This window comes from Kineococcus rubinsiae (assembly GCF_011839805.1).
Lineage (GTDB): Bacteria > Actinomycetota > Actinomycetes > Actinomycetales > Kineococcaceae > Kineococcus > Kineococcus rubinsiae.
Genome location: NZ_VWPY01000014.1, coordinates 66,767 through 73,534 on the forward strand (window position 1 = coordinate 66,767; position 6,768 = coordinate 73,534).

Annotated in this window: 5 protein-coding genes and 3 tRNA genes; 5 read left to right on the forward strand and 3 right to left on the reverse strand. The window is 73.7% G+C overall.

Annotated elements, in window-relative coordinates; all coding sequences use genetic code 11:
• Nucleotides 1-12 precede the first annotated feature (12 nt).
• From F1544_RS09845 to F1544_RS09860, 4 genes are all read left to right on the forward strand, one after another.
• The gene (locus F1544_RS09845) at nt 13-1,065 is read left to right on the forward strand and encodes a DNA topoisomerase IB (protein WP_208971606.1); all 1,053 of its coding nucleotides are present in this window, start codon (nt 13-15) and stop codon (nt 1,063-1,065) included.
• 109 nt (nt 1,066-1,174) lie between these two features.
• Nucleotides 1,175-1,247 (forward strand) — tRNA-Glu (locus F1544_RS09850).
• 100 nt (nt 1,248-1,347) lie between these two features.
• Nucleotides 1,348-1,421 (forward strand) — tRNA-Asp (locus F1544_RS09855).
• 31 nt (nt 1,422-1,452) lie between these two features.
• Nucleotides 1,453-1,525 (forward strand) — tRNA-Phe (locus tag F1544_RS09860).
• A gap of 163 nt (nt 1,526-1,688) precedes the next feature.
• On the opposite strand, the gene F1544_RS24265 is transcribed toward F1544_RS09860, so the two are convergent.
• The 3 genes from F1544_RS24265 to F1544_RS09875 all read right to left on the reverse strand — a co-directional run bounded on the left by F1544_RS24265 (nt 1,689) and on the right by F1544_RS09875 (nt 5,762).
• Entirely contained in the window at nt 1,689-3,869 is a 2,181-nt protein-coding gene (locus tag F1544_RS24265; protein ID WP_167584742.1) for a GGDEF domain-containing protein, read from the reverse strand.
• 57 nt (nt 3,870-3,926) lie between these two features.
• The gene (locus tag F1544_RS09870; protein ID WP_167584744.1) at nt 3,927-5,333 is read right to left on the reverse strand and encodes a TonB-dependent receptor; all 1,407 of its coding nucleotides are present in this window, start codon (nt 5,331-5,333) and stop codon (nt 3,927-3,929) included.
• Nucleotides 5,334-5,477: 144 nt separating this feature from the next.
• A complete protein-coding gene (locus F1544_RS09875) occupies nt 5,478-5,762 on the reverse strand; it encodes a GlsB/YeaQ/YmgE family stress response membrane protein (RefSeq protein WP_208971607.1) in 285 nt (94 codons plus the stop codon).
• Nucleotides 5,763-5,951: 189 nt separating this feature from the next.
• Between F1544_RS09875 and F1544_RS26275 the strand changes: the two genes are divergently transcribed.
• Nucleotides 5,952-6,557 carry a helix-turn-helix transcriptional regulator gene (locus F1544_RS26275; RefSeq protein ID WP_208971608.1) on the forward strand — a complete coding sequence of 202 codons (606 nt, stop codon included), beginning with the start codon at nt 5,952-5,954 and terminating at the stop codon, nt 6,555-6,557.
• Nucleotides 6,558-6,768 lie beyond the last annotated feature (211 nt).

Here is a 6,768-nt window from a genome sequence, read left to right on the forward strand (position 1 = left end):
CACCATCGACGGGTGCCACGCCTGCGCCGGGTCTCGAGCTCCGCCCCCGGTTTCTCGCGCCGTCGTCGCGGCAAGGGCTGGCAGTACTTCGACACGACCGGGGCCCGCATCACGGACCCGGCCGTCGTGGCCCGCATCTCGAGCCTGGCCATCCCGCCCGCCTACACCGACGTGTGGATCTGCCCGATCGCGAACGGGCACCTGCAGGCCGTCGGGACGGACGCGCGCGGGCGCCGCCAGTACCGCTACCACCCCGACTGGCGCGTCAAGCAGGACCAGGCCAAGCACGAGCGCGTCCTCGAGGTCGCCGCCGAGCTGCCCCGGGCGCGCACGGTCGTCGAGCAGCACCTCGCCCTGCCGGGCATGCCGCGGGAGCGGGTGCTCGCCACGGCCTTCCGCCTGCTCGACCTCGGGTTCTTCCGCGTGGGCGGGGAGTCCTACGCCGACGAGAACGGCTCCTACGGGCTGGCGACCCTGCGCCGCGAGCACGTGCACCAGCGCGGTGACGACCTGGTCTTCTCCTACGTCGCGAAGTCCGGCAAGGACCGCCGTGCGGTGATCTCCGACCCGGCCGTCCGCGACGTCGTGCGCACCCTCAAGCGCCGCCACGGCGGCGGCGACGACCTCCTCGCCTGGCGCGAGGGACGCCGCTGGCACGACGTCACGAGCACCGACGTCAACGCCTACCTGCACGAGACCATGGGCCCGGACGTGTCCGCGAAGGACTTCCGCACGTGGCACGCCACCGTCCTCGCGGCCGTCGCCCTCGCCGTGTCGCTGCCGGCCGCGGGGACCGCGACCGGGCGCAAGCGCGCCGTCAGCCGCGCGGTGACCGAGGTCTCGGAGTACCTCGGCAACACCCCCGCGGTGTGCCGCAAGAGCTACATCGACCCCCGCGTCATCGACCTCTTCGAGGACGGGATCACGGTCGAGCCGGCGCTGCGCGACCTCGGCGAGGACGCCGCCTTCGGCCACCCCGCCACGCACGGCGCCATCGAGGCCGCGGTCCAGGCGCTGCTGCGCGAGGAGCCCGCCGCGATCGCCCGGGCCCGCCGCGCGGCCTGAGGCGCCCTCCCCCGCCGGGCGGGCCCGATGCCGGCGGGCCCCGTCGGACCGCCGGGCGCCCCCGCGCCGGTCCCCTATGCTGAGAGGGCTCCTGGGTGCAGGAGCGGACGCCCTCATCGTCTAGTGGCCTAGGACGCCGCCCTTTCAAGGCGGTAGCACGGGTTCGAATCCCGTTGGGGGTACGCGTGCGGGTGGTCGCCCGGGTGTGCCAAGCTGTGTCACGAGCACGGCGGAACACCTAGTACGATCGGTTCCGCAAGCAAGCACGAAGGTCTCTCACGAGGCCCCGTAGCGCAGTTGGTTAGCGCGCCGCCCTGTCACGGCGGAGGTCGCGGGTTCGAGTCCCGTCGGGGTCGCTCGCTGTACCGGTTCACACCGGTGTGGCTGGGCCAGGTAGCTCAGTTGGTAGAGCGTCCGACTGAAAATCGGAAGGTCAACAGTTCGACCCTGTTCCTGGCCACCCTGCTCGACCTGCACCACCTCAACGCAGTGCCGTCTGACCTGCACCTCATCCCACCTCGCCCGCGGCACCTGCCGACGTCCGCGGGCACCAGGGCACCTCGCACGACGTGCGCAGCTGTGGAGACCATCCCCTTCCCGGAGCCGTCGGTTCGAGGTCTCCGTCAGGCGACCGGCTGACCGGACCTGACCGGCCGCCGGCGCTCGTGCTTGACGACGAGCATCGCCTCGTCGGCGCGGTCGACGAGGCCGTCGAGCGAGCGGGCGTCGCGCGGGAGGTGGGCCGCACCGATGCTGGCCGAGACGCCCTCCTGGGCCAGGGACGCCTCGAGCCAGGCGATCCGGGCGGGGACGTCACCCGGCGCGCACCCGTGCAGCAGGACGGTGAACTCGTCGCCGGCCAGGCGCCCGAGCAGGTCCTGCGGGGCTGCGCTGCGGCGCAGCACGTCCGCGGCCGCGGCGAGCATCCGGTCACCGGCCGCGTGGCCCTGCAGGTCGTTGACCCGCTTGAGGCCGTCGAGGTCCAGGAGCAGGACGCTCGCGTTCACGCCCCGGCGCAGCGACAGCTCCACCAGCGGCCGGCCGGCCGTGAGGAACGCTCGACGGTTCGGCAGCCCGGTGAGCTCGTCGGTCAGGGCGATGGCGCGCACCCGCACCTCAGCTGCCTCGAGCCGGGCGAGCGTGCGGTGGTGCACCACGTGCAGCAGCGCAGCCACGCCCAGCCCGCACACGAGGGGGGTCGCGTAGGACGGCGTCTGGGCGTCGAGGCCCCGCCCGAGTTCCACGGCGAACCAGGCCAGCGTCGTGAGGCCGCAGACGCCGGCGGCGCGGCGAGTGCCCGCCAGCGTCCCGCCCGCGCTGATCACCGCGAGGATCGTCGCCAGGCAGGCCCAGCGGTCGGGCACCAGGGCGCTGTAGCCCACGGTCTCCGCGCAGAGCCCGACCATGAGCGCGCACATGAGGTCCTCGGCGCGGCGGCTCACGGCACCGCGCCACCGGCGGACGAGCAGGGCGCGGGAGAACCCCGCGACGGCGAGGGAGACCGACGACATGACCAGGCCGTTCCCGTGCGGGAGCACGAGCAGGTGCACCGGCACCAGGGCGAGGTGCAGCCAGGCCGCCACGCGGGCGAGGCCGAGCAGGTCGAGAGCCGCGGTGGTCACGACGCCCGGCGCAGACAGCAGCCGCTCGGTGACCTCCTGGGCCGTGGCCGCCGGCGCCAGGTGCTGCTCCGGCAGCACCGGCACGTCGGGCACCGGGACCGCGGCCGCGCTGCGCCGACGCTGCTTCTCGTCGTACATGGCCGCGTCCGCGCGGTCCAGCAGCGCCAGGAGCGACCCGTCGGGGTCGAGGCGCCCGTCCGACGTGGCGCAGCCGACGCTCGCCGGCACCCCGGCCGCGCACAGCGACTGCGTCAACCGCGCGCGGACCCCCTGCGCCTCGTCCTGCCCGCTGAGGGGCAGCAGCACCGCGAACTCGTCGCCCCCCAGCCGCGCCACGACGTCGCCCGAGCGGGCGCTCCCCCTCAGCACCGTCGCCGCCGCCCGCAGGAGGCGGTCGCCCGCGGCGTGGCCGAGCTCGTCGTTCGTGCGCTTGAGGCCGTCGAGGTCGACGAAGACCACGCCGAGCGGGTCGTCCGGGTGCGCGCGCAGCAGCTCCTGGCCCGCGACGACGAGCCCGCGACGGTTCCTGAGCCCGGTGAGGTCGTCGGTGACGGCGGCTTCGAGGATCGCGACCTCGGCGCGCACGAGGTGGTCGGTGGCGCGGCTGCGGATGACCTCCAGCACGTAGGCGAGGACCGCGGCGCACACCAGCAGCACCGACAGGGGCGTCCACGCTCCCGCGAAGGAGTGCGCGGCGGCCACCGCGAACCACTCGGCGAGGACGGTGGCGCTGACCACGAGCGCGTCGCGGCGCCGCGCCGTGAGGACGCCCGCGGCCAGCAGGAAGACCACGAGCCCGCCGGCCGAGACCGGGCGACCGAAGGCGAACAGCTCGACGGCGGCGGCGAGCGAGGCGAGCAGGCAGGTGACGAGGACCGCGTCGTCGGGGTGGCGCGCCACCAGGCCCGCGAACCGGCGGGAGCAGAAGGCGGCACGGCCGGCGGCGAAGACGGCCGCCAGGCCGGCGCACGCGGCCGCCACCACCAGGCTGGCCCGGCCCGGCTCGTGCAGGTAGTGCACCGGGGCGACCACCGCGAGGGCGAGGGCGCCGACGAGCAGGGTGGGGGGCAGCGCGTCCACCGTGCGCGTGCGCCGGTCCGCGACCGCGGCGTCGTGCTGCGGACCGGAGCCCGCACCGTCGACGTCGTCGGCTCGCCGCGGGGTCGGGACTGGGGTGGACACGGTGGAGCATCGGCAGGCGGTGCCGCACGCCTGAGCCGGAGGCAGCGCCTGCCGGCCTCAGTCGGGGCGGCGCTTGTACCCGAAGAAGCCGCGCTTGATGATCGTCGAGGCGACCTCCTCGGGCACCATCGACTCCCAGCTGTCGTCCCCCGCCGCGATGCGGCGCAGCACGTCGCGGCTCATGATCGGCAGGTACTCGGGCCGGTAGTTGTCGAGGTGCACGAAGCTGCCGCGGCGGGCGAGGAAGTCGAAGAGCGGCTGCAGGTCGGGCGCGACCTGCAGATCCTCCACCGTGACCGTGGCGCCGGTCTCCTGGTCCTGCATGGGGTAGACGAAGAGCTTCAGGTCGTTCTTGAACAGCCGGCCGAAGCTCTCCAGGATCCCGCCCTGCATGTGGGAGTGGTTCTCCTCGTCGAAGAGGTTCACCAGGCTCGGGACGCCCATGACGATGCCGATGCGCTCCTGGGTGCGCCGCTGGAGGTACTCCGCCAGGCGGTTGTACTCGTAGTAGTCCGTGATGACCGTGGTCATCCCGCACGCCCCGAGGAGGTCGGCGCGGGCCAGGAAGTCGCGGCGGTCGACCTTGTCGCCGGCCGCGCGGAGGTTCCGCATCGTGAGTTCGGTGAGGGCGAGGACGGGGGCGCCCCCGGCGTCGGACTGCGCGAACTTCTCCTCGGCGGAGGTGAGCATGTCGATGTTGACGACCGTCGGGGGGCGGAAGCTGCCGCGCTCGACGAGGACCGCGTGCTTGCGCAGGGCCTCGGAGGGCTGCAGGACCTCGCCGTCCGGCCCGAACATCGCCACGCCCGACAGGCCGAGCTGCACCAGCTGCAGCGCCATCAGGCGGTTGTCGACGTGGCGGAACTCGATGCCGCGGAACTGGATGACGTCGATCTCGATGCGCCCGGTGGACAGCTTGTCGAGCAGGCTGGCCACGACCTGGTCCGGCTCGTGGCGCTCGAAGAACGCGGCGTGCAGCAGGTTCACGCCGACGATGCCGAGGGCCTCCTGCTGCAGGCCCGCGTCGTCGTCGAGCATCCGCACGTGCAGGACGATCTGGCTGGGCTCGTCGTTGGGGTGGGCCTGGAACCGCACGCCCATCCACCCGTGGCACTCGTTGCCGCCGCGGTAGCTGCGGGCCACGACGGTGTCGGCGAAGGCGAAGAAGCAGGTGTCGTCGCCGCGGGCCTCGCTGAGGCGCTCGACGTTCAGGGACAGCTCGTGCTGCAGCATCGCCTGCAGGCGCCCGAGGGAGACGTAGCGGTCGGACTTGCCGTAGACGGCGTCGCTGACGGCCATGTCGTAGGCCGACATCGACTTCGCCACGGTGCCCGCGGCGCCACCCGCCCGGAAGAACCAGCGCGCCACCTCCTGGCCCGCGCCGATCTCGGCGATGGTCCCGTACCAGCGGGGGTCGAGGTTGACGCGCAGGGCCTTCTGCAGGGTGTCGGCGGCGATCTCCATGCGGGGTGTCCTCCGAGTCGCGCGGCGTCCGAGCTCCCATCCTGCTGGGTCCGGTCGCGGCGTGTCACCTCGTGGGCGACATCCGGGAGGACCGCGGTGGCCGGCGGGAGCGCGGGTGTGCCTCCCGGCCGGCCTCCGGCGGGGTCAGCGGACGGCGCTGCGGCGACCGCCGCGGGCCCCCGCGATGAGGAGCACGATGACCGAGCCGATGACGGCGCCGATGATCCCGGCGGGCTGCAGGAAGCCGTCCGCCGCGTCCTTGTGGAAGATCAGGAACCCGAGGAAGCCGCCGACGAACGAGCCGACGATGCCGAGCAGGATCGTCATGCCGACCGACATCGACTGGCGGCCGGGGACGAGCAGGCGGGCGAGCGCGCCGGCGATGAGGCCGACGACGATCACGGTGACGACGGTGCCGATGATGCCCATGGCGTTCTCCTGGTGGTGAGGCGCGGTGGTCCGCGGTCGAGGTGCCCGGTGCCGGGCCGTGACCCCACTCGACCACCCGCGGGGGAGGGTCTGGCACACCCCTAGGGGTGGTAGCTTCGCCGCATCAGCACCCTGACGAAGACCCGCCCGATCACCGTCGCCCTGGTCGACGACTACGACGTCGTGCTCGTGGGCCTCGCGCACCTGTTCGACTCCTACCGCGACCGCGTGGTCGTGGCGGAGATCGACGCGAACGCGGCGTTGCACGACGACGTCGACGTCGTGCTCTACGACTCCTTCGCCCAGCCCGAGTCGGACGCGACGGAGGTCGCGGCCCTCGTGCGGAACCCGCGCGTGCGCCGGGTGGTGGTCTACACCTGGAACTTCCAGCCCGAGCTGGTCGAGACGGCCCGCGGCCTCGGGGTGCACGGCTACCTCTCCAAGACCATGCCCGCGCGCGACCTCGTCGCGGCCATCGAGGCCGTGCACGCCGGTGAGCAGGTCTTCAGCACGCCGCCGCGCCGCGCGTCCAGCGCCCTCGGTCTCGACTGGCCGGGCCGCACCGAGGGCATCACCGACCGGGAGTCGGAGATCCTCGCCCTCATCACCCAGGGCAAGAGCAACGCCGACATCGCGCGGCTGACGTACCTGAGCCCCAACACCGTGAAGTCCTACATCCGCTCGGTCTACCGCAAGATCGACGTGGACAGCCGCACGCAGGCGGTCCTGTGGGGCGTCGCGCACGGGTTCACGCCCGACCACCGCCGCATCGACCACTGGCTCGGCGGGCCGTAGGCCGGGGCTCCCGGTCCGCCTCCGGCTGAACGGCTCTCGCTACCCTGCCGACGTGCCCCGGATCCCCTCCTCGCTCCTCGTGCCCAGCAGCGTCGTCGCCGGCTTCGCCCTCGGACGCCGCACGGGCCGCCGCGCCGTCGCGGGGGTTGCGCTGGCCGCGGGTCTCGCCGCGGCCGCCCCGGGCTGGGCCGGGCGGCGCTCCCCCCTGGCC

Bases quoted from the DNA above. Each gene is read 5' to 3' on its own strand.
- F1544_RS09870 (WP_167584744.1), bottom strand. From the start codon at position 5,333: ATGGAGATCGCCGCCGACACCCTGCAGAAGGCCCTGCGCGTCAACCTC.
- F1544_RS09875 (WP_208971607.1), bottom strand. From the start codon at position 5,762: ATGGGCATCATCGGCACCGTCGTCACCGTGATCGTCGTCGGCCTCATC.